General features: G+C 73.4%; 24 protein-coding genes and 1 tRNA gene. 7 read left to right on the forward strand and 18 right to left on the reverse strand.

The genetic code is table 11. From position 1 onward, the window contains the following. Positions 1-32 precede the first annotated feature (32 nt). From ML5_RS30410 to ML5_RS30420, 3 genes are all read right to left on the reverse strand, one after another. Positions 33-566 (reverse strand): YbhB/YbcL family Raf kinase inhibitor-like protein, encoded by a 534-nt coding sequence (locus ML5_RS30410; protein ID WP_013477456.1) that lies wholly within the window; start codon positions 564-566, stop codon positions 33-35. A 40-nt stretch (positions 567-606) separates the two neighbouring features. Beyond that, the gene (locus ML5_RS30415) at positions 607-1,296 is read right to left on the reverse strand and encodes a DNA alkylation repair protein (protein WP_013477457.1); all 690 of its coding nucleotides are present in this window, start codon (positions 1,294-1,296) and stop codon (positions 607-609) included. Between the two features lie 247 nt (positions 1,297-1,543). After that, positions 1,544-1,633 (reverse strand) — tRNA-Ser (locus ML5_RS30420). Positions 1,634-2,136: 503 nt separating this feature from the next. On the opposite strand from ML5_RS30420, the gene ML5_RS30425 reads away from it, so the two are divergent. Next, complete coding sequence (locus ML5_RS30425; protein ID WP_013477458.1) at positions 2,137-3,111, forward strand: NAD(P)H-quinone oxidoreductase; 975 nt, start codon at positions 2,137-2,139, stop codon at positions 3,109-3,111. A gap of 3 nt (positions 3,112-3,114) precedes the next feature. On the opposite strand, the gene soxR is transcribed toward ML5_RS30425, so the two are convergent. Continuing rightward, a complete protein-coding gene (gene soxR / locus ML5_RS30430; RefSeq protein WP_013289249.1) occupies positions 3,115-3,567 on the reverse strand; it encodes a redox-sensitive transcriptional activator SoxR in 453 nt (150 codons plus the stop codon). A 46-nt stretch (positions 3,568-3,613) separates the two neighbouring features. Between soxR and ML5_RS30435 the strand changes: the two genes are divergently transcribed. Together ML5_RS30435 and ML5_RS30440 are read left to right on the forward strand one after the other, a co-directional pair. After that, positions 3,614-4,297: a transketolase gene (locus ML5_RS30435; RefSeq protein ID WP_013477459.1), complete on the forward strand. Its 684-nt coding sequence runs from the start codon at positions 3,614-3,616 to the stop codon at positions 4,295-4,297. Positions 4,298-4,311: 14 nt separating this feature from the next. Further along, the gene (locus tag ML5_RS30440) at positions 4,312-5,187 is read left to right on the forward strand and encodes a transketolase family protein (RefSeq protein ID WP_041784680.1); all 876 of its coding nucleotides are present in this window, start codon (positions 4,312-4,314) and stop codon (positions 5,185-5,187) included. A gap of 70 nt (positions 5,188-5,257) precedes the next feature. Here the strand turns inward: ML5_RS30440 and ML5_RS30445 are convergent, their stop codons facing one another. From ML5_RS30445 to ML5_RS30470, 6 genes are all read right to left on the reverse strand, one after another. After that, a complete protein-coding gene (locus ML5_RS30445) occupies positions 5,258-5,968 on the reverse strand; it encodes a glycosyltransferase family 2 protein (RefSeq protein WP_013477461.1) in 711 nt (236 codons plus the stop codon). Positions 5,969-6,047: 79 nt separating this feature from the next. Continuing rightward, complete coding sequence (locus ML5_RS30450; RefSeq protein ID WP_013477462.1) at positions 6,048-6,635, reverse strand: hypothetical protein; 588 nt, start codon at positions 6,633-6,635, stop codon at positions 6,048-6,050. A 58-nt stretch (positions 6,636-6,693) separates the two neighbouring features. After that, positions 6,694-8,142 carry a sensor histidine kinase KdpD gene (locus ML5_RS30455; RefSeq protein WP_013477463.1) on the reverse strand — a complete coding sequence of 483 codons (1,449 nt, stop codon included), beginning with the start codon at positions 8,140-8,142 and terminating at the stop codon, positions 6,694-6,696. Next, on the reverse strand, positions 8,135-8,818 hold the full coding sequence (locus tag ML5_RS30460) for a response regulator transcription factor (RefSeq protein ID WP_013289255.1): 684 nt from the start codon (positions 8,816-8,818) through the stop codon (positions 8,135-8,137). The genes ML5_RS30455 and ML5_RS30460 overlap by 8 nt, the downstream gene beginning before the upstream one ends. A gap of 68 nt (positions 8,819-8,886) precedes the next feature. Beyond that, positions 8,887-9,399 (reverse strand): hypothetical protein, encoded by a 513-nt coding sequence (locus ML5_RS30465; protein WP_013289256.1) that lies wholly within the window; start codon positions 9,397-9,399, stop codon positions 8,887-8,889. Between the two features lie 108 nt (positions 9,400-9,507). Further along, a complete protein-coding gene (locus tag ML5_RS30470) occupies positions 9,508-10,680 on the reverse strand; it encodes an acetyl-CoA C-acyltransferase (RefSeq protein WP_013477464.1) in 1,173 nt (390 codons plus the stop codon). A 99-nt stretch (positions 10,681-10,779) separates the two neighbouring features. Here ML5_RS30470 and ML5_RS30475 point away from each other — a divergent pair, with 99 nt between their 5' ends. Further along, entirely contained in the window at positions 10,780-11,211 is a 432-nt protein-coding gene (locus ML5_RS30475) for a PH domain-containing protein (RefSeq protein ID WP_030272641.1), read from the forward strand. A 3-nt stretch (positions 11,212-11,214) separates the two neighbouring features. Here the strand turns inward: ML5_RS30475 and ML5_RS30480 are convergent, their stop codons facing one another. Then, on the reverse strand, positions 11,215-12,156 hold the full coding sequence (locus tag ML5_RS30480; protein WP_047890493.1) for a rhomboid family intramembrane serine protease: 942 nt from the start codon (positions 12,154-12,156) through the stop codon (positions 11,215-11,217). Positions 12,157-12,181: 25 nt separating this feature from the next. After that, positions 12,182-12,712 carry a peptidylprolyl isomerase gene (locus tag ML5_RS30485; protein ID WP_013289260.1) on the reverse strand — a complete coding sequence of 177 codons (531 nt, stop codon included), beginning with the start codon at positions 12,710-12,712 and terminating at the stop codon, positions 12,182-12,184. Positions 12,713-12,796: 84 nt separating this feature from the next. Here ML5_RS30485 and ML5_RS30490 point away from each other — a divergent pair, with 84 nt between their 5' ends. Continuing rightward, positions 12,797-13,636 carry a hypothetical protein gene (locus ML5_RS30490; protein WP_013477467.1) on the forward strand — a complete coding sequence of 280 codons (840 nt, stop codon included), beginning with the start codon at positions 12,797-12,799 and terminating at the stop codon, positions 13,634-13,636. A gap of 72 nt (positions 13,637-13,708) precedes the next feature. On the opposite strand, the gene corA is transcribed toward ML5_RS30490, so the two are convergent. After that, positions 13,709-14,857, reverse strand: coding sequence for a magnesium/cobalt transporter CorA (gene corA, locus ML5_RS30495; protein WP_013289262.1), 1,149 nt, complete (start codon positions 14,855-14,857; stop codon positions 13,709-13,711). 344 nt (positions 14,858-15,201) lie between these two features. Further along, positions 15,202-16,296, reverse strand: coding sequence for a PLP-dependent aminotransferase family protein (locus tag ML5_RS30500; protein WP_013289263.1), 1,095 nt, complete (start codon positions 16,294-16,296; stop codon positions 15,202-15,204). Positions 16,297-16,494: 198 nt separating this feature from the next. On the opposite strand from ML5_RS30500, the gene ML5_RS30505 reads away from it, so the two are divergent. Together ML5_RS30505 and ML5_RS30510 are read left to right on the forward strand one after the other, a co-directional pair. Further along, positions 16,495-17,373: a 3'(2'),5'-bisphosphate nucleotidase CysQ gene (locus ML5_RS30505; RefSeq protein ID WP_013477468.1), complete on the forward strand. Its 879-nt coding sequence runs from the start codon at positions 16,495-16,497 to the stop codon at positions 17,371-17,373. Between the two features lie 101 nt (positions 17,374-17,474). Continuing rightward, entirely contained in the window at positions 17,475-19,130 is a 1,656-nt protein-coding gene (locus ML5_RS30510) for a hypothetical protein (protein ID WP_013477469.1), read from the forward strand. Positions 19,131-19,188: 58 nt separating this feature from the next. Here the strand turns inward: ML5_RS30510 and ML5_RS30515 are convergent, their stop codons facing one another. Genes ML5_RS30515 through ML5_RS30530 form a run of 4 tightly spaced genes read right to left on the reverse strand, consistent with a single transcriptional unit; the run spans position 19,189 to position 22,155 of the window. Beyond that, complete coding sequence (locus ML5_RS30515; protein ID WP_013289266.1) at positions 19,189-20,103, reverse strand: glycosyltransferase family 2 protein; 915 nt, start codon at positions 20,101-20,103, stop codon at positions 19,189-19,191. Next, positions 20,100-21,101 carry a sulfotransferase gene (locus ML5_RS30520; protein WP_013477470.1) on the reverse strand — a complete coding sequence of 334 codons (1,002 nt, stop codon included), beginning with the start codon at positions 21,099-21,101 and terminating at the stop codon, positions 20,100-20,102. Before ML5_RS30520 ends, ML5_RS30515 begins: the two co-directional genes overlap by 4 nt. After that, entirely contained in the window at positions 21,098-21,679 is a 582-nt protein-coding gene (locus ML5_RS30525) for a glycosyltransferase (protein WP_013289268.1), read from the reverse strand. Before ML5_RS30525 ends, ML5_RS30520 begins: the two co-directional genes overlap by 4 nt. Continuing rightward, complete coding sequence (locus ML5_RS30530) at positions 21,679-22,155, reverse strand: polysaccharide biosynthesis protein (RefSeq protein ID WP_013289269.1); 477 nt, start codon at positions 22,153-22,155, stop codon at positions 21,679-21,681. The genes ML5_RS30525 and ML5_RS30530 overlap by 1 nt, the downstream gene beginning before the upstream one ends. Positions 22,156-22,332 lie beyond the last annotated feature (177 nt).

A 22,332-nucleotide genomic window follows, 5' to 3' on the forward strand; every position in this document is an offset into this window, starting at 1 on the left:
ACGTCTGTTAACAAGGGGCCCTTCCTTACACCTCACTCCTTGATCTGGTACGTCGGGCGGATGACCGCCCGGGCCAGGGTGTGGAACGCCAGGTTGAAGCCGACGAAGGCCGGGCTGGCCCCGGCCGGGATGTCGAGGCGGTCCACGTCCACCGCGTGCACCGCGAACACGTACCGGTGCGGGCGGTCCCCGGCCGGCGGCGCCGCACCGCCGTAGCCGGTGTCGCCGTAGTCGTTGCGGACGCTGAACGCGCCACCCAGGTCGGCCTCACGCACGCCGGTGGGCAGCTCGGTGACGGAGACCGGCACGTTCACCAGCACCCAGTGCCAGAAGCCGCTGCCGGTCGGGGCGTCCGGGTCGAAGCACGTGACCACGAAGCTCTTGGTCTCGGCCGGGAAGCCCGACCAGGACAGCTGGGGTGAGACGTTCTCGCCGCCGGTGCTGCCGTGCGCGTACCGCGCGTCCATCGGCTCGCCGTTGTGCACGTCGTCGCTGGTCAGGTCGAACGACGGCACCGTCGGCAGCAGCTCGTACGGGTCCGGGGCGATCGGTCGTTCCAGGGTCATCGAAACGGTCCTTCCGGGTACGCGAATGTCCTGCGCCCCTTCATACCCCGTTGTCCGCGCCACCGTCCTGTCGGCGCACCATCTCGTTGATCCAGACCGGCGCGTACGGCGACGTGCATCCCGGCGGCGTCGGATAGTCCTTGAGCACCCCGAGCCGCTCGCCGATCCCGATCGCGCGGTCCCGGTACGCAGGGTGCTCGATCCCGATCTGCGCCAGGCAGTGGTTCATCGCCCACTGGAGGCGCTCCGGCGCGCCCGCCATCTCCGCCTCGATCACGTCGAGCAGGCCGGCCAGGTCCAGCCCGTCCGGATTCCGTGCCACCCGCTCGGTGGTCAGCGCCCAGCCGGCGCTCGCCACCACCGGATCCCTGTCGGCCGACCAGGCCAGGCGCAGTGGCTCGGCGTGCGGGCTCTTCTTCACCACATAGTTCACGAGCCAGTCGTGCACCTTCGGCGTACGCGCCTCGCGCAGCATGGCGTCCAGCTCGTCCCGCCCGTACGCCTTCGGCCGGCAGATCAGCATCGCGAGCAGCCGGGCCGCGCTGTCGCCGGTCGCCCACAGCTCGCGGGCCAGCTCCTGCTGCGTCTTCAGCCGCTTCGCGATCGCCCGCAGCTTGCCCAGGTTGACCCCGTGATCGTCACCGTGGCGCTCGTTCACCGCACGGATCTTCGGATCGTCGAGCGCGGCCAGCTCGGCCGTCACCTCAGCCACAGTCGTCGTCTCCGCCACCAGGGCCTCCCGCCGTCGCCGCACCCCGCAGCCTACGACCGGCCCGACGCTCCCGCTGTTCCGCCGCCCCGCCGTTCCTCCTCGGCCGCCCTGCCGTGCCGTTCGCGGTTGCAGATCGACGGTTTGGTGCTCGGCGCCCCAGGAGAAGGAGCATCTCCTGTTACGGCTTCTCCCCCCACGATGCCCCGCCAGCGGACAACGCCCGCCTTGGAGGATGGGCTGAGCTGCGTGAAGGGCGATCAGCTACTGGCGGAGGGTGTGGGATTCGAACCCACGAAGACATCGCTGCCTTACCGGTTTTCAAGACCAGCGCCATCGGCCACTAGGCGAACCCTCCCGGCACGCCCCCGAGGGGTGCGCGACCGGGGACCAGTCTGCCACGAACCCCGTACCGGGCAAGCCGCCGTCCCACCTCCCTTGCGCGAATGTGTGCGTGCGGGAGAGCCCGGCAGTGGTGCTGATCAGCGGAATCATGGCAGCCGACAGGTCCACAGTGGCCGAATGGCTGGCGCGGCGACTGCCCCGTGCGGTGCACCTGCGCGGCGACGTGTTCCGCCGCATGATCGTCAGCGGACCTGCCGGCCATGATCGGCCGGATCCGGCACCGGCCACTGGCCGTGGTGGTGCTCGCGCCGCGCCCCGAGGTGGTCGCCGCCCGCGAGCGGGACCGGTCGAAGAAGGGGTACGGCGACTGGCCGGTGGCGGACCCGATGCCGGGTTCCGCGCCGACACCCCCGGATCGGGCTCTGGCTGGACACATCCGGCCAGACACCGGAGGAGACGGTGACGGAGATCCTCGCCCGCGCGTGGACCGACGGAAAGATCGGGTAAGACTGAGTCATGCGCGCAGTCACGATCACGGAACCCGGCGGACCCGAGGCGCTCGTCTGGACCCACGTACCGGATCCGGAGCCCGGTCCCGGCGAGGTGATCGTGGAGGTGCGGGCCAGCGCTGTGAACCGGGCCGACCTGTTGCAGCGGCAGGGGCACTACCCGCCGCCGCCGGGCGCGTCCGCGTACCCCGGTCTGGAGTGTTCGGGGACGGTGCGTGCGCTCGGTCCCGGCGTGACCGGCTGGTCGGTGGGCCAGGAGGTCTGCGCGCTGCTCGCCGGCGGCGGCTACGCCGAGCAGGTCGCGGTGCCGGCCGGGCAGTTGCTGCCGGTGCCGGCCGGGGTGGACCTGGTCGACGCGGCTGCGCTGCCGGAGGTGGCGTGCACGGTCTGGTCGAACGTGGTGGACCTGGCCCGGCTGGCCGAGGGGGACACGCTGCTGGTGCACGGCGGCGGCAGCGGGATCGGCACGTTCGCGATCCAGTTCGGCGTGGCGCTCGGCGCGACTGTGGTGGTGACCGCGCGCTCGGCCAAGCACGACCGGCTGCGTGAGCTGGGCGCCGCGCACACGATCGACTACCGCGAGCAGGACTTCGTCGACGAGGTACGCCGGGTCACCGACGGCCGGGGCGCCGACGTGATCCTGGACATCATGGGCGCGTCCTACCTGCCCCGGAACGTGGCGGCGCTGGCGACCGGCGGGCGGCTCGTGGTGATCGGCATGCAGGGCGGGCGCAAGGGCGAACTCGACCTGGGGATGCTGCTGGCGAAGCGCGCAGCAGTGCACGCGACCGCGCTGCGGTCCCGCCCGGTGGAGGGGAAGGCGGCGATCGTCCGGGGCGTACGCGAGCAGGTGTGGCCCCTGGTGGAGGCGGGCCGGATCCGGCCGGTGGTGCACGCCCGGGTGGACATGGCCGACGCCGCCGCCGCGCACCGCCTGGTGGAGACCAACGACCACCTGGGCAAGGTGCTGCTGGTCCGGTAGGGGTCAGCCCTGGCCGGGGCGCGGGAGCATGAGGCGCGGGCCGGGGCCCTCGGCGGCGAGCGAGTCCTCCGGGTTGTAGAGCGTGCAGCGCTGCAAGGACAGGCAGCCGCAGCCGATGCAGCCGTCCAGGTCGTCGCGGAGCTTGCCGAGCAGCCGGATCCGCTCGTCCAGCCGGTCCCGCCAGGCGCGGGACAGCGCGGCCCAGTCGTCGGGCGTGGGGGTACGCCCCGACGGCAGCGAGTCGAGCGCCGCCCGGATCTCCTCCAGCGACACACCCACCTGCTGGGAGATCCGGATGAACGCGACCCGGCGCAGCTCGGTACGGGCGTAGCGGCGCTGGTTCCCGCCGGTGCGGGCGGCGTGGATCAGGCCGAGCCGCTCGTAGTAGCGCAGCGCCGAAGGGGCGACACCACTGCGGTCGGCGAGTTGCCCGATGGTCAGTGTTGCTTCGTGCATCACACGGCCTTGAGTTGAAGTTCGCTTCAAGTCCGAGGCTATCGGTATGACGACGACCACCGCCACCGACCTGGGCGCGCTCCTGGACCGGGTGCGCGCCGGCCGCGAGTTCGGCGCCAACGTGTACTCGACGCTCGACGTGCTCCAGGTGCTCTACGACCGGGTGCTCCGGATCACCCCGGCCACCGTTGCCGACCCGGACCGGGACCGCTTCCTGCTCTCCAAGGGCCACGCGGTCGCCGGGTACTACGCGCTGCTCGCCGCCCGCGGTTTCCTGCCGGCCGAGTGGCTGGACGACCAGGGCGGCCCGGCGAGCCGGCTCGGCGACCACCCGGACCGGACGCTGGTGCCGGGGGTGGAGATCGGTTCCGGTTCACTGGGCCACGGGCTCGGGCTGGGCGTGGGCACCGCGCTCGGGCTGCGGGCCCAGGGCCGCACCGGCCCCCGGGTGTACGTGCTGCTCGGCGACGCCGAACTGGACGAGGGCTCCAACCACGAGGCGATCGCGTACGCGGGCGCGACCGGGCTGGGCAACCTGACAGCGATCGTGCTGGACAACCGCTCGGCCACATACGGCTGGCCGGGCGGCGCGGCGAGCCGGTTCACGGTGAACGGGTGGAGCGCCGCCACAGTCGACGGGCGCGACCACGACGCCCTGCACGCCGCCCTCACCGGGCACGACGATCACCGGCCGCACGTCGTCGTCGCGGTCGTCACGGACGGGGAGTGAGCATGACCAGCACCATGCGGGACGCATTCGTCACCAGCACCGAGGAGGTGCTCGTCGATCCGCGGACGACAGTCGTGCTCGCCGACATCTCCGCCGCCGCGTTCGAGCCGGCCGCCGCCCGGTACCCGGACCGGGTGATCAACGTGGGCATCCGGGAACAGTTGATGATCGGGGTGGCCGGTGGGCTGGCGCTGACCGGGCAGCGGCCGGTCGTGCACAGCTACGCCCCGTTCCTGGTCGAGCGGGCGTACGAGCAGATCAAGCTGGACCTCGACCACCAGGACGTCGGCGCGGTGCTCGTCGGCATCGGCGGCTCGTACGACCGGGCGGCGGCGGGACGCACCCACCTCGGGCCGGCGGACGTGGCACTGCTGGACACGCTGGACGGCTGGACAGTGCACGTGCCGGGGCACCCGGACGAGGTCCGGCCGCTGCTGCGCGACGTGGTGTGCGGGCAGGACTCGGCGTACCTGCGGTTGTCCGTCCGGACCAACGCGCAGGCGTACCCGCGGGCGGGTGATCTGCACGTGGTGCGCGACGCCGGGCCGGGCGCTCCGCTGCTCGTCGCGGTCGGTCCGGTGCTGGACGCGGCGGTGGCGGCGACGGCCGACCGGCCGGTCACTGTGGCCTACACCCACCGGCCGCGACCGTTCGACACGGCCGGGCTGCGGGCGCTCGCCGGGACCGAGGTGATCCTGGTCGAGCCGTACCTGGCGGGCACGTCGGCGCGGGTGGTGTCGGAGGCGCTGGCCGACCGGCCGCACCGGCTGCTCGCGCTCGGGGTGGGCCGCAAGGACCTGCGCCGCTACGGCAGCGCCGAGGACCACGAGCGCTGGCACGGCCTGGACGCCGCCGGGCTGCGCCGCTCGGTCGACGCGTTCCTCACCTGAGCGGGCCGGACACGGCGGAACCCCGCGACCTCGGTTCGTGCCGGGGTCGCGGGGTTCCGTCGATTCAGGCTCAGTGCGCGGCGGCGGGACCGGCCGGGCGGCGGCGGGCGCGCTCGCGGGCCAGGATCCAGATCGCCTCGACGCCGTCCTTCCAGGTGATCTTCTTGCCCTCCTCGCGACCCCGGGCGCGGTAGCTGATCGGCACCTCGTACGGGCGGATGCGGCGGCGCAGCAGCTTGCCGGTGACCTCCGCCTCCATGCCGAAGCCCCGGGAGCGGACCTGGAGCGAGCGGTACAGCTCCAGCGGCATCAGCTTGAAGCAGGTCTCCAGGTCGCCGATGTAGGAGTTGTAGAGCACGTTCGCGGCGAGCGTGACGCCCTTGTTGCCCATCACGTACCAGAAGCTGTACGAGCTGTGGCTCCCGAAGGTCCGATTGCCGTAGACGACAGTCGCCCGGCCGTCGAGCACCGGCTCCAGCAGGCGCGGGATGTCCTGCGGGTCGTACTCCAGGTCGGCGTCGAGGATGACCATGTACTCGCCCTCGGCGCTGTCGACAGCCGTCTTGATGGCCGCGCCCTTACCGGCGTTGCGCTGGTGGGTGATCACCCGCAGTCGGGCGTCGTCCACGCGGCCGAGGATCTCACCGGTGCCGTCCCGGCTGCCGTCGTCCACGACGACGAGCTCGATCTCGCAGGGGTAGTCGACTGCCAATGCCTGCTTCAGGGCATCCGCGATACGTTCTTCCTCGTTGTAGACCGGCATGAGGATCGAGAGCTTCACGGAATCTCCACGGAGGCGATGGCAGGTCGGGGCATAGCGTAGCCTGGCACATTGCTCAGGTCACGACAGCCCAGGCACCCTATTCCTGGCGAAGTGGCACCACCACGAGCCGGGCCACGCTCTTGTCGCCGTCCTTCGCGCCGGCCACCCCGACCGTCGTACCGATCTTGATGTCGGTCGATCGGATCGTGGTCCGCCGCTCGACCACCCGCAGTTTCTCGCCGAACGTCCACGTCGCGGTGAAGCCGTCGGTGGACTTCACGGTCATCGACCTGCCGTCGATCGCGGTCACCTCGCCGCGCTGGACCGCGACGGTCTTCGTACCGCCGTCCCTGGTCCGCACCACCGCCTCGCCGTGCAGCGTGTTGCGCCGCAGCAGCACCCGGGCGCGGTGCCGCTTGTGCCCGTCCTTCGCCCGCTCGCCCTTGCCGTCCGGCCCGGCCTGCGGCGTGCCGGAGGGTGCCGGGGCGGCGACCGGATCCACGTCCAGTTCGTCGGCGTCGACGCCGAGCGCGGCGAGCGCCTGGCCGTCCACGCCCAGGGCGGCGCTCACCTCGACCGCGTCGTCCGGCGCCGCGCCGGGGCTGCTCACGCCGCACCCGGCGAGCCCGAGCGCCGCGGCGGCGAGCAGTGCGGTGGCGCCGGTGACGATTCGCTGACGTCTCATCTGTGGTCCTCTCCTCGCGGTGACGACCCGAGCGTTCCGCACCGACGCGAGGGGACGGTCAAGCCGATGTTCGAGCCGCGTAAGGATCCGCCGGCACCCGGACGGTGAAGGCGGCCCCGCCCTCCGGGGCGTGACCCGCGGCGATGTCCCCGCCGAACCGGCGGACCAGCCCGGCGGCGAGCGCCAGGCCCAGCCCGCTGCCCACCTTGCGCACCCCCCGGTACCGCTCGTGCAGCGCGCCCCGCTCGAACGCCACCCGCAGGTCGTCGTCGGTGAAGCCGGGTCCGCCGTCGCGGACCTCCAGCACCCCGCCGCCCGCCGGACCGTCCGTGCGGACCGCGAGCACGACCGGCGCCCCCGGAGGCACGACCCGCAGCGCGTTCTCCAGCAGCCCGTCCACCACCTGCCGGATCCGGCCCGGATCGGTGTACGCCGGCACCGGCACACCCGGCGTCTCCAGCCGGAACGGCACCCCGAGCGCCGCGCACCGGCCGGACCAGGCGCGCTCCGCGTCGGCGGCGAGCCCGGCCAGGTCGACCGGCACCGGTTCCAGGGGGAAGTCGACAGCCTCCAACCGGGCCAGCGCCAGCAGGTCGCGGACCAGCCGGTCCAGGTGTTCGGCCTCGGCGAGCACGGTCCGGCCGGTCGCCGGCACGGCGTCGGCCTCGATCACGCCGTCGGCCAGCGCCTCGGCATAGCCGCGGATGGCGGTCAGCGGGGTCCGCAACTCGTGCGAGACGGAGAGCAGGAACTCGCGCTGCCGCCCCTCGCTCGTGGCGAGCGCGGCGGCCAGGCCGTTGAGCGCGTGCGCCAGGTCAGCCACCTCATCGGGCGGCTCGACCGGCACCCGGACCGCCCGGTCCCCGGCGCGCAGCCGGGCGGCGGCGGTGGCGGCGGTACGGATCGGCCGGGCCAGCCGGCGGGCGAGCAGCAGTCCGGCGGCCGCCCCGGCGGCGAGTCCGGCGAGCAGCGGCAGCCAGAGTCCGCGCAACACCTGCCGCCAGGGCGCGGCGCTACGGGCCCGGGTCAGCACCACCCCGTCCCCGCCGGGTAGCGACCGCGCCTCGACCAGCCGGCGTTGCCCCTCGACGAGCCGGCGGCCGGAGACGTTCTCGCCGCCGGCCACCCGCGTCACCAGCGGCCGGGGCAGGCCCGGCCGGTCGGCCCGGCCGTCCCGGATCACGTACACGTCGATCTGCTGCTGGCGCAGTTGCCGGATGAGCCGGTCCCCGGCGCCGTCGCGCTGGCGTACCGGCCGCACCCGGAGCACGTCGGCGGCGAGCCGGGCCTGGGCGGCGAGCGCCTCCTGGTCCCTGCGTTCCGCGCCGCGTACCGCGAGGGGCACCGCGACGAGCGCGGTGACGAGCACCGACACCAGCGCCACCGCGCAGGTGGCGAGCACGGCGCGCGCGGTGAGCGTCCGCCCGGGGCGGCGGCCGCTGCGGGGCGGACCGGTGGGCGGCGTCGGCACTGTGGGCGGCATCGGCACTGTGGGCTGCTCAGGCATCGGCGGCGTACCCGACGCCCCGATGGGTGCGGATCACGCTGTCCGGGCCGAGTTTGGCCCGCACCTGCGCCACGTGCACGTCGACGGTCCGGGTGCCGGCGTGCGCCGCGTACCCCCACACGCCCGCCAGCAGCTCCTCCCTGGTGAACACCCGGCCGGGACGCGCCATCAGGTGCGCGAGCAGGTCGAACTCGGTGGAGGTGAGCTGCACCGGCGTACCGCCGGCCGTCACGGTCCGCCGGGCCGGGTCGAGTGTGACGGCGCCGAGCGTGCGGGGCTGCTCGGCGGGCACGCCGGCGGTGCGGCGCAGCACCGCCCGCAGCCGGGCGAGCAGTTCGCGCGGGCTGAACGGCTTGGTGACGTAGTCGTCAGCGCCCAGTTCCAGCCCGACGACGCGGTCCACCTCGTCGTCGCGGGCGGTGAGGAAGATGACAGGCGTCCAGTCACCCGCCGCGCGCAGGCGGCGGCAGATCTCGGTGCCGGCCAGGCCGGGCAGCGCGATGTCGAGCACGCAGGCCACCGGGCGCAGGCGCCGCGCGGCGGCCAGCCCGGCCTCGCCGTCACGTTCCAGGTGTACGCCAAACCCGTCCCGGGTCAGGTAGAGCCGGACCAGGTCGGCGATGGCCGGCTCGTCCTCCACCACGAGGACGAGCCCGGGCGGGGCGGCGGTGGTCACCGGCTCATGATGACCGACCCGCGACCGCCCGGCCGGTCAGGGAATGTTCGGATCAGGTAAGGAGGACGTCAGCGGGCCGGGGCGGGCCGCAGCACCGTCGGCCGGGCGCCCGCCGGCGACTCGCCGATGGTCGCCACCACCCGCTCGGCGGGCGTACGCAGGCGGGTCCGGAAGGCGTGGTTGAGCAACGCGTCGAGCTGCCACACCTGCTTCGGGTGGTGGGTACGCAGGACGAAACGCTCGCGTACCCCGTCGATCGCGGTGGCCGCCAGCTCCACGCTGTGCGCGCGGGCGTCGGGGCTCCACGTCACGTTGCTCAGCTCGCGCAGTTCGGTGTTGAGGTGCAGGCGCAGCCGGTGCAGCACCCGGGTCTGCCGGGTGACCACCAGCCGCCGGTGGGTGAGGAGCATCAGGTAGTCGCCGCCCACCGGGTCGTCCGGGCGGCTGCACCGGGTGACCAGGATGGTCGCGTCGCCGGAGCCGACGCATCGGCGGAACACCGGCATGTGCCGGGTGACGGTCTGGGTCGCCAGGCCGGTCTCGGCGGCGGCCGGAAGGAACGTTCGCGAGAACACGTCCATGCCCGGTCCAACGAGCCGATGACCAGGGGTGATATGGGTCACGCCCGATTTCTGGAACTTCCACACGTGCAAGTCGCACCAGCGGTGCGACACCGGCGGCCGGTCGGATCAGAGCAGCTCGACGATCGTGGCGTTGGCCATGCCGCCGCCCTCGCACATGGTCTGGAGGCCGTAACGGATGCCGTTGTCCCGCATGTGCTGGAGCATCGTGGTCATGATCCGCGCGCCGGAGCCGCCGAGCGGGTGACCGAGCGCGATCGCCCCGCCCCGCGGGTTGAGCCGCTCCGGGTCCGCCTCGGTCTCGGCCAGCCACGCCAGCGGCACCGGGGCGAACGCCTCGTTCACCTCGTACACCCCGATCTCCTCGATGCCCAGCCCCGCGCGGCGCAGCGCCTTCGCGGTGGCCGGGATCGGCGCGGTGAGCATGGAGACCGGGTCGTCGGCGGCGACCACCGCGGTGTGCACCCGGGCCAGCGGGCGCAGGCCGTGCCGGCTGGCCCACTCGGCGGTGGTGACCGCGAGCGCGGCGGCGCCGTCGGAGATCTGCGACGCGGACCCGGCGGTGACCACGCCGTCCGCGCGGAACGGGGTGGCCAGCTCGCCGAGCTTGGCCAGCGAGGTGTCGCGGCGGATGCCCTCGTCGGCGGAGAACTTGCCGCCGTCGGCGAGCGCCACCGGCGCCAGCTCGGCCTCGAACGCGCCCGCGTCCTGCGCGGCGGCCGCCTTCTCGTGGCTAGCCAGCGCGAACTCGTCGAGCTGGGTACGCGAGAAGCGCCACCGCTGCGCGATCAGCTCGGCCCCGACGCCCTGGTTGAACGGCAGCGGAGAGTCCTCCGCGACGCCCTCGACGCCGCGGTAGCGCTCCAGGATCGCCGCGCTGAACGGCATGCCGCCGGCGACGCTGGAACCCATCGGCACCCGGGTCATCGACTCGACGCCACCGGCCACGACCAGGTCGGCCTGGCCGGAGAGGACCGTCGCGGCGGCGAAGTGCAGCGCCTGCTGGCTGGAGCCGCACTGGCGGTCGAGCGTGGTGCCCGGGACCGACTCCGGCCAGCCGGCGGCGAGCACGGCGTTGCGGGCCACGTTCCAGGACTGCTCGCCGACCTGCGACACACAGCCCCACACGACGTCGTCGACCTGGCCCGGGTCGATGCCGGTGCGCTCGGCGAGCGCGCGCAGCACGTGCGCCGAGAGGTCGACCGGGTGCACTCCGGCGAGGCTGCCCTTGCGCCGCCCGACCGGGGTCCGTACCGCGCCGACGATGACCGCGTCACTCATGTCTACTCCCCGGTAACCTCGCTTGCCCCGATCCTACGTGCTGATCCGACCGGTCGTCCTCCCCCGGCGTCCGGCAGGTGCGGCTGGCATGCTGGGCGGATGGATCCACAGTCGCCGCCGGTCAGGCAGTGGCGGGTGCCGCGCGAGGTGCCGGTGCTCAAGGCGGTGGGCGCGCTCGCGCTCGTCGCCCTGGGGCTGGTGTTCGCCGGCGGTGACCCGGTCCGTCCGGCGCTCGCCGGACTGGCCGCCGCCGGTCTGCTCGCCTGGGCGCTGCGCGACGTGGTCGCGCCGGTCCGCCTCGCCGTCGACCCGGACGGGCTCACCGTGCTGCGGGGGTTCGCCGGGCGGCGCCGGCTGCCGTGGGACGCCGTGGAGGCGATCCGCCTGGACCGGCGCAGCCGGCGCGGGATCACCGCCGAGACGCTGGAGATCGACGCCGGGGAGTCGCTGCACCTGTTCGGCCGCCGCGACCTGGACGCCCCGCTGGACGAGGTGGCCGCGGCACTGGACGAGGCCCGCCCCGCGCGCTGAGGCTCAGCCGAGCAGCGCGGCGGACCGGACGAGCGTCAGGCCGATCAGCGCGACCAGCACGATCGCGCAGCCCGCGACCTGGAACAGGGTGCGCCGCGACCGTGGGGCGTACGCCAGGACCAGCGCCACCAGCGCGCCGGCCACCAGACCGCCGAGGTGCCCGGCCACCGAGATGCTCGGCACGGTGAACGTGAAGATCAGGTTGATCACCAGGATCGGCACGATCGCCGAGGTGTCCCGGCCCAGCCGCCGCATGATCACGAAGACGGCGGCGAACAGGCCGAACACGGCGGTCGAGGCGCCGGCCGTGAACCGGTTCGGCTCGGTGAAGACGTACGCGGCGACGTTGCCGCCCAGCCCGGCGAGCAGGTAGAGCGCCAGGAAGCGCAGCGGCCCGAGCACCGCCTCCAGCGTCCGGCCGAGCACCCAGAGCGCCCACATGTTCAGCAGCAGGTGCAGCACGCCGTAGTGCAGGAACATGGCGGTGACCAGGCGGTACCACTCGCCGTCGGCCACCCCGCCGACGTGCCCGTCGGGGAAGCGCGCCAGGCCCAGCACCGCCCCCCACTCGGTGAGCGGCGTCCCGTTGCCCATCAGGCCGCCCAGGCCACCGCCGGCCACGGCGGTCCCGCTGCGGGCCGAGAGGATGGACAGCAGCATCATCACCACGTTCAGCGCGATCAGCGCCTTCGTGACGTTGCCCTGGCGGCCGGCGGCACCGCCACCGAAGGCGGTACGCGCCGGCCGCACGCTGCGGCGGCCCTCGGCGACGCACTCCGGGCACTGGTGGCCGACGGAGGCGTCCCGCATGCACTCGGTGCAGATCGGCCGGTCGCACCGGGTGCACCGGATGTAAGTCTCCCGGCCGGGGTGCCGGTAGCAGACCGGAGTGGTCGGCACCGGACCCCCGGTGGCGTCGCCTGGCTGGCCGGAGCGCTCAGTCATGCGAGCAAAGGTACCCGCGTGCCGCTCAGGACTGCTTGTGCTCGATCTCGACGCGCTCGATCACCACGTCCTGGATCGGCCGGTCGCTCGGGCCGGTCGGGGTGTTGGCGATCGAGTCGACCACCTTCGCGGACTGCTCGTCGGCCACCTGGCCGAAGATGGTGTGCCGGTTGTTCAGGTGTGGCGTGGGCGACACCGTGATGAAGAACTGCGAGCCGTTGGTGCCCGGCCCGGCGTTCGCCATCGCCAGCAGGTACGGCCGGTCGAAGCGCAGCTCGGGGTGGAACTCGTCGGCGAACTTGTAGCCCGGGCCACCGCGGCCGGTGCCGGTCGGGTCGCCCATCTGAATCATGAAACCGCTGATCACGCGGTGCGAGACGGTGCCGTCGTAGTACGGCCCGCTGCCCGGCTGACCGGTACGCGGGTCGATGTACTCCCGGGTGCCCTCGGCCAGCTCCACGAAGTTGCGGACGGTCTTCGGTGCGTGGTTCGGGAAGAGCTCCAGCCGGATCGGGCCGGCGTTGGTGTGCAAGGTGGCGTAGACAGCCTCGGCCACGGGTACTCCTCACTCGTAGTTCAGTTCCTTGCGGATCCTCCCATGTGCCCGATCTGGCCATGCGGAGGCATTCGAAGGTGGAGGATGACGAAGGAACAACTCCCAGGAGGTGGGACCGTGTTTGGAATCGGGCGGCGAAAGACCCAGGGCCAGCTCGCGAGGGTCGAGCTGAACCAGGGCATCGGTCACCTGAGGCAGGCCGCCACGCACGCGGCGAAGGGGGCCGGCGCCACTGTCGGCCCGCGGGTCCAGGCAGCCCGGGTCGCCGTCGCGCCCACCGCGGTCCTGGTCCGGGACCGCGCGTCCAGCGGGTTCGCGTCGACCGCCGCGGCGCTCGCGCCGGTGCTGCTGGCCGTGCGTAACGCCCGGGTCGAGGCCGCCGGCAAGGCGTCGAGTGGCCGCAAGGTGGTGGCCGCGAAGCAGTCCGCGATGACGAAGAAGGCGAAGAACATGAAGGCCGGAAAGAAGAAGCAGCGCAGGTCGCGGGGCATGACCGCGGGCCTGCTGGTGGCCGGCACCGTCGCCGGCCTGGCCGGTGCGATGGCCATGCGCCGTCGCCGCGAGCAGCAGGAGTGGGCCGAGTACGACCCGACCGGCACGCTCGGCGCGACGGGCACGCTCGGCACGACCGGTCACGACAAGCTGGAGCCGATGCGGGAGGACGTGGACACGATCGTGGTGGAGACCCCGGACGCGAGCGCGAAGGTGACGCAGGCCGGCCCGACCGGCGCCGGTTCCTCGGCGGTGGCCAAGGGCAGCAGCGCGTCGACCGCCACCTCCGGCAGCCAGCCGGTGATCCACCCGAACGACCAGGTCCCCTCCGTCGCCGAGGGCGCCCGGGACGCCTCCGGCCGCCCGGCCGACGACATCACCAAGGCCGTGCAGGCCGGCAAGAACGCCGCGAAGGCCGGCGGTCGCCGCTGACCTCGTACCGTCGGATCAGCGCCGGCACGCGGGACACCCCGCGTGGCCGGCGCTTCCGCGTGTACGGGACGGCTACAGCCAGCCGTTGCGGCGGAACAGGCGGTACAGCGTGAAGGACGCCGCGAGCATCAGCGCCCAGACGCCCGGATAGCCGTACGTCCATTTCAGCTCGGGCATGTTGTCGAAGTTCATGCCGTAGATGCCGGCGATCGCCGTCCACACCGCACCGATCGCGGCCCAGGCGGCGATCTTGCGCATGTCGTTGTTCTGGTCGACGGTGACCTGGGCCAGCCGGGCCTGGAGGATCGAGTTGAGCAGGTCGTCGTAGGAGTTCACCTGCTCGACCGTGCGGCTGAGGTGGTCCTGCACGTCGCGGAAGTAGCGCCGCACCTCCTGCGGCACCGCGCGGTTGACCTGCGAGGTGAGCGTCATCAGCGGGCGCTGCAACGGCGCCACCGCCCGCTTGAACTCGACCAACTCCCGCTTCATCTGGTAGATCCGCTGGATCCGCCCGCTGCTCTGCCGGTCGAAGACGTCCGCCTCCAGCACGTCGAGGTCGTCCTCCAGTCGGTCGGCCACCTCCAGGTAGAGGTCCACCACGCGGTCGGTGATCGCGTACGCGACCGCCCACGGGCCGTGCCGCAGCAGGTCCCGCTTCGCCTCCAGGTCGGCGCGCACCGGCGCCAGCCGGCAGGCGTCGCCGTGCCGCACGCTGATCACGAAGTGCGGCCCGATGAAGAGCATCACCTGACCGGTCTCCACCACCTCGGAGTTCTCGGTCAGCTCGGCGTGCTCGCAGTAGCGGGCGGTACGCAGCACCAGGAAGACGATCTCGCCGAAGTGTTCCAGCTTCGGGCGCTGCTGGGCCTTGACCGCGTCCTCCACCGCCAGCTCGTGCAGGCCGAAGGTGGCGGCGATCTCGGTCATCTCGGCCAGGTCCGGCTCGTGCAGACCGAGCCAGACGAAGCCGTCCCGCTCCTGCCGGGCGGCGGCCAGGGCCTCGGCGTACCGGGGGTGGCCGGGGCGGCGCTCGCCGTCGACGTACAGCCCGCAGTCGACGATGCCGCTGCGCTCCGGGCCGGCCGGCTGGGCCGTACGCGGGGAGCCGTCGGCGTTGAGGATGCGGGACATCGCGCGTACCGGGGCCGACCAGGCGCGGGGGCGCAGTGCCCGGCTGCCGTCGGTGCCGGCGGTTCGGTCGCGTGCCACCCGGTCCGTCATCTCTCGCCCCCTTCCCCTAGAGCTGCGGCTTGCAGGTTACGCCGACCGGCGGGAAGCGCAGCGCGGGCGCGGGCGCGGGGGACGGGCGGTTGCGACGGGCGTCACGCGGCGGCGCCGGGCGGGCCGGGCCGCGTCAGGGGGGTGAGGGGCGACACGGCCCACCCGGCACCCCTTGGGGGCGGGAGTGATGCTGGGCGTGCCGCCGGCCCGGCCGGTCGTCCGGCGTGCGGGCTGGTCACCGGCAGAAGGTGAGCGGCACTCGCAGCATTGTGGGGGTGCCGGCCGGTCCGGCGGGAGTGCCGAACCGGCCAGCGGGGCCTTTTTGTCAGAAACCCGACAGAAAATCAGCCGCGAACGGCGGCCATCGCCTCGGCGAGACGCCGCACACCCTCGTCGATCCGGTCCGCTGTGACCGCCGAGTACGCCAGGCGCAGCGCGTGCCGGCCGCCGTCGACCATGAAGTCGCTGCCCTTCACCACCGCCACGCCGCGCTCGGCGGCGGCCGGGGCGAGGCGGTCGACCTCGACGTCCTCGGGCAGCTCCACCCAGAGGAAGTAGCCGCCGTCCGGCTCCACGAACCGGGCCTCCGGGATGTGCCGGCGCAGCGACTCGGCCAGCACCGCCGACCGCTCACCGAGCGCCGAACGGACCGTCCGGATCGACTCCTCGATCGCGCCGGAGACGCAGAACTGGTGCACGATCGCCTGGGCCACCATGCCGGGCGAGATGTAGAGGTTGGTGGCCCGCTTGGCGATCGCCGCGATCAGCTCGGCCGGGCCGACCAGGTAGCCGACCCGTACGCCCGGGCAGACCGTCTTGGTGAAGCTGGAGGCGTGCACCACCACGCCCCGGGTGTCCATCGACAGCATCGAGGGCAGCGGCTCGCCCCGGAACCGGATGTCCGCGTACGGGTCGTCCTCGAAGATCGTGAAGTCGTACTCGGCGGCAAGGTCCAGCAGCTCACGGCGCTTCTCCAGGGAGAGGGTCACGCCGGCCGGGTTCTGGTAGTTGGGGATCACGTGCGCCAGCCGCGGCCGCACCCCGGACTCCAGCAGCTTGCGCAGCTCGGCGGTGTCCAGGCCGTCCGGCTGGATCGTCACGCCGTGCACCTCGCCGCCCATCTGCTTGAGGTTGAGCAGCGTGCGGTCGTACGTCGGACGCTCGACCACCACCGCGTCGCCCCGGCGGACCAGGTGGTCGAAGAGGAACGCGTCGGCCTGCAACGAGCCGTTGGTGATCAGCACCTGGTCGGCCTCGACACCGTGCTTCTCGGCGATCCACTTCCGCAAGGGCGGGTAGCCGACGGAGGTGCCGTACGCGGTGACCCCGGCGGGGTCGGCGTCGAAGGCGCGGACGGCGGCGGCCTTGAGCCCCTCGACATCGACGATGTCCAGCGAAGGCGCGCCACGGGCGAACGAGATCAGCTGCTCGGCGGTCATGCGCAGAGCCTAGGGCCTGGCCCGGCGGGTCCGACCGCGATACACGCGAAGTTCAACATGCGGGCGGCCGGCCGGACCACCGGTGCCTCCGGGGGATCCGAGACCGCCTCGCGACTGTCTACGATCCGACGGACGCTGGCGCCGGTCCGACCGGACGCCGAAGGATGACGGGTCGCGGCAGACCCGGGAGAACAAGGGATGGGGCTCGTGACCGAGGACGAGGCGGGACGGCTCGACGACCAGCGGTTCGCGCAGTGGCTGGCGACCGAGGCCGGCAGGGCGCTCACCGCGCTGCGGGACCGGCAGGGCTTCGCCGACCCGAAGGCGCTCAAGGACGCCGGCGACCGGGCGTCGCACGAGCTGATGACGGCGGCGCTGGCCCGGCTGCGGCCGGCCGACGCGGTGCTCTCCGAGGAGGAGGCCGACTCGCGCCGCGCGTGGGCGGACGGCGAGCGCGCGCCCCGGCACGAGGCGGACCGGGTCTGGATCATCGACCCGCTGGACGGCACGCGTGAGTTCTCCGAGGAGGGGCGGGACGACTGGGCGGTGCACGTGGCGCTCTGGCAGCGCTCCGCCGCCCCGGACGGCGCCCTGGTCGCCGGCGCGGTGGGCATGCCGGCCCGGACCACGGTGGACGGTACGCCGCTCGTGCTCGGCACCACCTGCCCGCAGCCGAAGGCGTCCGACGGGCCGATCCGGATCGCGGTGAGCCGCAGCCGCCCGCCGGCGTTCGTGGGCGAGCTGGTCGAGATGCTCGGCGCCACCGCCGTGCCGATGGGCTCGGCCGGTGTGAAGGTCTGCGCGGTGGTGACCGGCGAGGTCGACGCGTACGTCCACGCGGGCGGTCAGTACGAGTGGGACAGTGCCGCCCCGGTCGCCGTGGCGCGCGGTGCGGGCATGCACACGTCCCGGATCGACGGTTCGCCGCTGCGCTACAACCGGGCCGACCCGCGGCTGCCCGATCTGCTGGTCTGCCGGCCCGAACTGGCCGACCAGTTGCTCGACGCGATCGCCCGGACCGGGGTCGAGATGCCCGCTTCGACCGTCACCGGTGACCAGGGTGAGGCGTTCGGCTGAGTGTCACGGTACGTACGGCCAGGTGGATGAGGGTTATCGTCGGGCAGGTATGCGTGGCGATCTGAGCCCCGACCACGGGCCGCCGACAGCCAGGGAGGGTCATGCCGGCCGACCGAGAGCCGCACAATGCCTTCGGGCAGCCGACCGGCCTGTGGCCGGGTCAGGACATTCCGCGTCAGGTGGGCGGCCCTTCGCTGCCCTGGCCGGAGGCCGAGAGCGCGCCGCCGCCACCACCGGCGCGGCCGGGCGGTGACCTGCCCTGGCCCGAGCGTGACCGGCCCGACGCCGGTCACCACGACGGGCCCGGGCACGACCCGGCCGGCTGGGACGCCGCTCCCGGCACGACGAACGGCTGGGCGCCGCAGCAGGACGGCCCCTGGCCGCAGCACGGGCCGGCGGGCCACAACGACGCCGCCTGGCCGCAGGGTGAGCCGCACGACGACGCCTGGGCCACTCAGGCCGGTCCGGCGGACGGCCACACCGGCTGGGCGCCGCACGACGAGCCCGGCCGGGGACCGGCGGGCGACTTCGGGCCGGGCGGCCCGGCGGGCGAGGCGGGCTGGGGTGCGGGCACCACGGCGACCGCCACCCTGACCGGACCGCCCCTGGTGGACGTTCCGCACGGACCGGCCACCGGCGGGCCGGGCCGGCCGCCCGCGCCGCCGCTCGCCCCGGCCCCCGTGCCGTCGTCCGGCGGCTCCCGTCGTCGCTGGCGGGTCGCCCTCGCGGCGGCACTGGTCCTGGCCGTGGCCGGCAGCGGGGTCGCGGTGGCCACGCTGCGACCCGACGCGGCGGAACGGCAGGCCGGCGGGACGCCCGGCTCGGTCGGGCCGGCCACCTCGATGGGCCCCGGCACGCCCGGCACCCCGGGTGCGTCGCCGAGCGCCGACCAGGGTCTCGGCGGCAAGCCCTCGGCGCGTCCGTCGGCCTCCGCGGACGCCGGGCCGGCCTTCAGCGGTACGCGACTGACGCTGCCCGGCGCCTCGATCGGTGTGCAGAGCGGGGAGACGTTCGGCCAGGCGCTGGCCCGGTCCGACCAGACCTTCGGCAAGCTGCGGATGGCCCGGATCTTCTTCCCCGGCCTGCCGCCGGCGTGGTCCGGCAGCCGGGCCGACGTGGTGGACCGGACCGTCGTGGTGTCCTTCAAGGCGTCACCGCAGGAGGTGAACACCGGCAAGTTCGACTCCCGCCTGACCTCCTGGTTCTCCTCGATCCCGCGCGAGCACAACGTCTACTGGTCGTACTTCCACGAGCCGGAGGACGACGTCGAGCGCGGCGCCTTCAGCACGACGGCGTACCGGACGGCGTGGAAACGGATCGCCGGCCTGGCCGACCGGACGGGCAACCCGAAGCTGATCAACACGCTGATCCTGATGTGCTGGACGCTCGACTCGAAGTCCGGGCGCAGCTTCGACGCGTTCTACCCGGGTGGCGACGTGATCGAGGCGCTCGGCTGGGACTGCTACAACTGGGGCAAGAAGTGGAAGCGGTACGCCTCGCCGCAGGAGATCTACGGCCCCATGATCAGCAAGTCGAAGGCGCTGGGCAAGCCGTGGGGCGTCGCGGAGACCGGCAGCGACCTGGTGCCCGGTGACGGGGGCACCGGCCGGGCGGCCTGGATCCGGTCGATGACCAGCTTCCTCAACGGTCAGCGGCCGGAGTTCGTGGCGTACTACAACCAGACGGTCAGCCAGGGCGACTTCCGGCTGCTCGACCAGCCGAGCATCCAGGCGTGGAAGTCCTTCTGCACGGCCTGATCACAGCGGAACGAGAACGGGCGGGCGACCGAGGTCGCCCGCCCGTCTCGCGTACGGCTCAGATGCCCCGGCCGCGCTTGTGCAGCGTGCGCAGCACCCGGTCGGCCTGCACGGCCCGGCTCGCCACCGCCAGCGCCAGGTAGGCGCGCGGCTCCTTCGGGTTGCGGGCCAGCGTGCGCCGGGCCCAGCGGACCGCGTCGCGCCGGTTGCCCATCGCGGCCTGCGCGAAGGCGATCTGACCGGCCACCCGCGCCTCGCCGTGCGGCACCGTGGCGAACTCCGGGTAGCGGCGCAGCAGCCACTGCAACGCGGTCGAGATGGTCTCCCAGCGCTGCGCGAAGTAGGACCGCTTGTGCCAGCGGACCAGTACGTACGGGCTCTCCACGTTCACCAGCGGGGCGTAGCGGGCGGCGCGGAGCAGGAATTCGTAGTCCTCCGCGTAGCTGCCCGGGATCTGCTCGTCCACCAGGCCGATCGCGTCGAGCAGCGCGGCGCGGCGGATCAGGAACGTGGACGGGTGCAGCTCGGTGAGCCGGTCGCGCAACAGCGCCTCCAGCGAGATCCGGGCGCGGTCCAGCGAACGGTCCACCGTACGGTCGTCGTAGCTGACCCGGATGCCGCAGCTCACCAGCGCGCCGTCCGGGTGCGCGTCGAGCGCCCCGAACTGGGCGGCCAGCTTGCCGGGCAGCCACTCGTCGTCGTCGTCGCAGAACGCCACCCAGTCGCCGGTGGCGGCCTCGATGCCGGTGTTGCGCGCGCCGGCCAGCCCTGCGGTACGGGTATTCGTGATCACCCGGATCCGGCGGTCACCCCGGTCGGTCTCCAGCGACCGGTCCGGCTCGGACTGGTCGTAGACCACGATCGCCTCGATCAGGCCCGGGTGGGCCTGGCTGAGGATGGCGTCGAGCGCCGCACGCAGCAGCTCCGGACGGTCCCGCGTCGGTACGACGACCGAGATGCTCGGCCCACTCATGCTCTCTCCACGGACTCGTCGGATCCCCGCTGGCCCAGATAGCCGTAGCGGACCCGCAGGGGAAGCGTGGCCAGGCTGACCACGGCACGGCTGCGGCGCGGCAGGCGGTCCCGCCACGCCTCGTCCCGGCGCACCGTCAACGGCCCGCCGCTGAACCGCAGCGGGTTGCCGGCGACGCTGTGCGCACGGAACGGCGCGGCCGGCTCGGGCGCCGCACCGGTCTCGTCGGCGCCGGACAGGATGCGCAGCGCCGCCGGGTCGTCCGGCAGGCCGGCGAAGTCCCGCACCCGGCGTACGGTGCCGGCCGGGTCGGCGGTGAAGTCCTCGTAGCGCAGCCGCAGCACCTTCGCCCGGGAGGCGAGCAGGTGGAACGCGGCGTTCTGCGCGGTCCACAGCTTGCTCACCTCGAACGGCGAGAAGGTCGGCATGAAGTCCTCGCCGTCGACGACCTCGGGGCGGCGCACCTGCTTGCCCCACGAGTACGCCACTGCCCGGCTGTCCCGGACCAGGTGCAGTACCCGCAGGTCCAGCCCTTCGGCCCAGCGCAGGGCGAAGGCGAGCGAGGCGTGCTTGCTGGAGTCCACCACCACCCGGGCGCCGGTCACCGACAGCGCGGCCCGGTAGATCCGGGTGTACAGGTCGGCGTAGCGGCGCACGTCGGCCAGCTGCTCCGGCGGGAGCGCCTCCTTGGCGAGCCGGGGGATGTGCCGGGTCCGGTCGACGCGGTCCTTGAGCGCCAGCACGTCGTCCCGGTCGACAGCGGCCCAGCCGCCGAACGCCTGGTCGCCGACCTGCCGCCAGAACGGGCAGGCGGTGAACCGCTCACCGCAGCCGCACCGCTCGTCGGCGCCGAGCGCCCGCTCCCACAGGTGCACCACCTCGCCGACGGCACACACGTCGGCGCTCTGCGCCAGCAGCAGCTCCAGCAGCGTGGAGCCGCTGCGGCCGAGGCCGCCGACGAAGAGGACCCGCGGCGTCGCCGGATCCGGGGCGCTCATCCGCGACGCCCGACGGCTCGTTGTCGTACCCGCCGGGCCACCAGCTCGTCGATCACCGCGCCGACCCGGGCGACCGCCTCGGCGCGCGGGTCCGGGCGGTTCGGGTCGGCGGCCAGCACGAACCGGTTCGGGTCGGCCAGGCCCTCGTCGAGCGCGGCGAGCAGCTCGGCCTCGGACTCGCACAGCCGCACCATGCCGGCCGCGCCGAGACGACGGGAGAACAGCTGCTGGTGGTTGTCGACGTGCTCGTCGTGCGACGGGTCGCGGGGCACCACGATCGGCAGGTGGCCGTTGCGGCGCGCCTCGGTGATGGTGGCCGGGCCGCCGTGGCTGACCACGAGCGTCGCCTCGGCCATCGCCCGCTGGAGTTCCTCGTGGCCGAGGAACGGGGTGGCCTCGGGCAGGGCCGGGGTGCGGCTGTGGCCGTACTGGAGGACCAGCCGGACCTCGGGCCGCGCCGCGTGCCAGCGTTCCAGCCAGCCGACCAGCCGGTCGAAGCGGTGCACGTCGGTGCCGACCACGACCAGCACGTACGGTGCCGCGGAACGCCGGTCCCGCTGCTGCGGAATGTGCGCCATCAGAGCAGATTCCCCACGACGGTTGCCTCCGGGTACATCCGGCGCTGCTCGTCCCACTGCACGAGCATCGCGGAGAGGAAGGGACGGCAGAGCCGGGCGGTGAGCGTCGCGCTGTCGATCCGGTCGTACACCTCGATGTAGACCGTCGGGATCTTGCGCATGCGGGCCGCCACCACGAACGGCAGGGCGACCCCGGCGCCGGTGGTGACCACGGCGTCGACCTGGCGCCGCCGGATCACCTTCAGCGCGAGGAACGCGTTGCGTACCAGGTTCTTGACGTTGCGTGTGGTGGGGTGGTGCGCCCAGACCACGTCCTCACCGGCGAGCAGCGAGCGCGCGTCCGGGGTGTCGAAGGTTACCCATGCGCGGCGCCGATCCCGGTACCACGGTTCCAGGGCCAGGAGCTGGGCCAGGTGCCCGCCACTGGAACCCACCAGCAGGACCTGCCCCGAGTCCTCGGTTGACCCGCTCACCACAAAAGTCCTCCCGTACGCGGATGACGCGTCCGGATTTTTGTGAATGCCCCTCGGACGCGTCCTGACAACCTACTGGCGCGCCCATGGGCAACTGAAGGGGCCATTGGACGGATCCTGGCTCGCCGGTCGGCTCACCTCTCGATTCCCGTCACCGGGATGCCCACCGGCCGGCCACCG

Source organism: Micromonospora sp. L5 (assembly GCF_000177655.2).
Taxonomy (GTDB): Bacteria; Actinomycetota; Actinomycetes; order Mycobacteriales; family Micromonosporaceae; genus Micromonospora; species Micromonospora aurantiaca.

Bases quoted from the DNA above. Each gene is read 5' to 3' on its own strand.
- ML5_RS30515 (WP_013289266.1), bottom strand. From the start codon at position 20,103: ATGAGTGGGCCGAGCATCTCGGTCGTCGTACCGACGCGGGACCGTCCG.
- ML5_RS30520 (WP_013477470.1), bottom strand. From the start codon at position 21,101: ATGAGCGCCCCGGATCCGGCGACGCCGCGGGTCCTCTTCGTCGGCGGC.
- ML5_RS30525 (WP_013289268.1), bottom strand. From the start codon at position 21,679: ATGGCGCACATTCCGCAGCAGCGGGACCGGCGTTCCGCGGCACCGTAC.
- ML5_RS30440 (WP_041784680.1), top strand. From the start codon at position 4,312: ATGCGGGACGCATTCGTCACCAGCACCGAGGAGGTGCTCGTCGATCCG.
- ML5_RS30490 (WP_013477467.1), top strand. From the start codon at position 12,797: ATGACGAAGGAACAACTCCCAGGAGGTGGGACCGTGTTTGGAATCGGG.
- soxR (WP_013289249.1), bottom strand. From the start codon at position 3,567: ATGCACGAAGCAACACTGACCATCGGGCAACTCGCCGACCGCAGTGGT.
- ML5_RS30410 (WP_013477456.1), bottom strand. From the start codon at position 566: ATGACCCTGGAACGACCGATCGCCCCGGACCCGTACGAGCTGCTGCCG.
- ML5_RS30450 (WP_013477462.1), bottom strand. From the start codon at position 6,635: ATGAGACGTCAGCGAATCGTCACCGGCGCCACCGCACTGCTCGCCGCC.
- ML5_RS30470 (WP_013477464.1), bottom strand. From the start codon at position 10,680: ATGAGTGACGCGGTCATCGTCGGCGCGGTACGGACCCCGGTCGGGCGG.
- corA (WP_013289262.1), bottom strand. From the start codon at position 14,857: ATGACGGACCGGGTGGCACGCGACCGAACCGCCGGCACCGACGGCAGC.
- ML5_RS30465 (WP_013289256.1), bottom strand. From the start codon at position 9,399: ATGGACGTGTTCTCGCGAACGTTCCTTCCGGCCGCCGCCGAGACCGGC.
- ML5_RS30435 (WP_013477459.1), top strand. From the start codon at position 3,614: ATGACGACGACCACCGCCACCGACCTGGGCGCGCTCCTGGACCGGGTG.
- ML5_RS30475 (WP_030272641.1), top strand. From the start codon at position 10,780: ATGGATCCACAGTCGCCGCCGGTCAGGCAGTGGCGGGTGCCGCGCGAG.
- ML5_RS30510 (WP_013477469.1), top strand. From the start codon at position 17,475: ATGCCGGCCGACCGAGAGCCGCACAATGCCTTCGGGCAGCCGACCGGC.
- ML5_RS30455 (WP_013477463.1), bottom strand. From the start codon at position 8,142: ATGCCTGAGCAGCCCACAGTGCCGATGCCGCCCACAGTGCCGACGCCG.
- ML5_RS30500 (WP_013289263.1), bottom strand. From the start codon at position 16,296: ATGACCGCCGAGCAGCTGATCTCGTTCGCCCGTGGCGCGCCTTCGCTG.
- ML5_RS30505 (WP_013477468.1), top strand. From the start codon at position 16,495: ATGGGGCTCGTGACCGAGGACGAGGCGGGACGGCTCGACGACCAGCGG.
- ML5_RS30480 (WP_047890493.1), bottom strand. From the start codon at position 12,156: ATGACTGAGCGCTCCGGCCAGCCAGGCGACGCCACCGGGGGTCCGGTG.
- ML5_RS30425 (WP_013477458.1), top strand. From the start codon at position 2,137: ATGCGCGCAGTCACGATCACGGAACCCGGCGGACCCGAGGCGCTCGTC.